At 66.8% G+C, this 2133-nt stretch carries 1 protein-coding gene; it reads right to left on the bottom strand.

The window, feature by feature from the left end; all coding sequences use genetic code 11:
• Nucleotides 1-2133 (bottom strand): non-ribosomal peptide synthetase (locus tag BA175_RS29060; RefSeq protein ID WP_139131421.1); only part of this gene is annotated, 2133 nt, incomplete at both ends.

Here is a 2133-nt window from a genome sequence, read left to right as displayed (position 1 = left end):
TGCGGTAGAGGCGGGTGCCGGGGGGTCCGTAGGGGTTGGGGATGAAGTGGGTGGCGGTGAGGTCGGGGCGGTTGAGGTAGCCGTGGGCGAGGCCGTGGCCGGTGAGGTAGAGGTGGCCGGTGGTGCCGGGTGGGGTGGGTTGGAGGGTGGTGTCGAGGATGTAGGCGGCTTTGTTGGTGAGGGGGGTGCCGATGGGGATGGTGGTGTGGGGTTGGGGGGTGGGTGTGATGGTGTGGGTGGTGGTGAATCCCATGGATTCGGCGGGGCCGTATCCGTTGATGACGGTGGTGTGGGGTGAGGTGTGGTGGAGTTGGTGGATGTGGGTGGGTGAGGCGGTTTCGCCGCCGGTGTAGGTGGTGGTGACGGTGGTGAAGGTTTCGGGGTGTTGGTCGGTGAGGTAGTTGAAGAGGCTTGCTGAGAGTTGGAGCATGGTGACGTGGTGGTGGCGGGAGAGTTGGGAGATGAGTGCGGGTTCGGGTTTTTGTCCGGGTTGGAGGACGGTGGTGCCGCCGTGGAGGAGGGCGCCCCAGAATTCGAGGCTGAAGGCGTCCCAGGAGACGGGTGAGCATTGGAGGAAGACTTCGTCGGGTCCGAAGGGTGCGTAGGTTTGTGCGGTGAGGGTGGAGACGAGGTTGCGGTGTGAGGAGAGGATGCCTTTGGGGCGTCCGGTGGAGCCGGAGGTGAACATCACGCAGGCCACGTCGTCACCCAGCAGCGACAGCTTCAGATCCGCGTCCGACGCGTCGGCGGCGGTCCCCGAGGAACAGGAGACCACGGTCCAGGGACCTTCCAGGCGCGGGCGGAGGATGTCGTCGGTGAGGAGCAGAGTGATCCCCGCGTCGCCGGCGGCGGCACGCAGACGCTCGTCCGGGAAGTCCGGGTCGAGCAGGGTGTAGCCGGCACCGGCTTTGACCACCGCGATCACCGCGGTGGCGAAGGTGGCTCCGCGTTCGAGGAGGACGCCGGCCAGGTCGCCCCGGCCAAGCCCCTGTGCGCGCAGGTGGTGGGCCCAGCGGTTGGCGGACGCGTTCAGCTCCGCGTAGGTGATCCGACGGTCGCCGTCGATCAGCGCCACGGCTTCCGGTGAGCGAGCAACCTGCGCCTCGAACAGTTCCGCCAGCGAGCCTTCGTCCCCGTCGACGACGGAGCCGGCCCATGGACCGAGGAGCAACTCTCGGTGTTCCGGGGTGAGTACGTCGAATTCCGTGAGGTGTGTGTCCGGGGCGGTGAGTGCTTGCCGTAGCACGTTGCCGAGAACGGTTGCCATGCGCTGGACGGTGGTGTGGTCGTAGAGGTCCTGGGCGTAGAGGATCGTGCCGTGCAGGCCTTGGCTGGCGTCGGTGCGGAGGAGGAATTCGAGGTCGAATTTGGCGGAGCCGTTGGTCAGGCCTGTCACTTCGGCCGAGTGGTCGGGGCTGAGGTTGAGGGTGGGTGTTTCTCCTGTTTCGAGGGTGAGGCAGATCTGGAAGAGGGGGTGGCGGGAGAGGGTGCGGGTGGGGTTGAGGGTGTCGAGGACGAGGTCGAAGGGTGCGTCCTGGTGGGCGAAGGCGTCGAGGTCGGTGGTGCGGACGTGTTGGAGGAGTTCGCGGAAGGTGGGGTTGTTGTCGGTGTGGGTGCGTAGGACGAGGGTGTTGACGAAGAATCCGACGAGGTTGCGTAGTGTTTCGTCGGTGCGGCCGGCGACGGGGGTTCCGATGGTGAGGTCGGTGCCGGCTCCGAGGCGGGTCAGGGTGGCGGCGAGTGCGGCGTGGACCACCATGAACGGTGTGCAGCCTTCGGTGCGGGCGAGGGTGGTGATCTGTTCGAAGATTCCGTGTCCCAGCTCGACGTCGATCTGTCCGCCGCGGTGCGAGGCCTGTGCGGGTCGGGGGCGGTCCGTGTTGAGCCGGTGTTCCTCGGGGAGTCCTTCCAGGGTCTTGTGCCAGAAGGCGAGTTCCTGGGCCAGCACACTGTTCGTGTCGTCGGCGGAGCCGAGGACCCGTTGCTGCCAGACGGCGTAGTCGGTGTACTGCACCGGCAGTGGTTCCAGGACCGGTCCCTCGGTACCGGCGATACGTGCCTGGTAGGCCCGGGAGAGGTCGTCGAAGAAGACGCCGGTGGACCGGCCGTCCGTCGCGATGTGATGCACCAGGA

Source organism: Streptomyces griseus, from assembly GCF_001715295.1.
Taxonomy (GTDB): Bacteria; Actinomycetota; Actinomycetes; order Streptomycetales; family Streptomycetaceae; genus Streptomyces; species Streptomyces griseus_G.
This window is presented reverse-complemented; position numbering and strand designations above follow the sequence as displayed.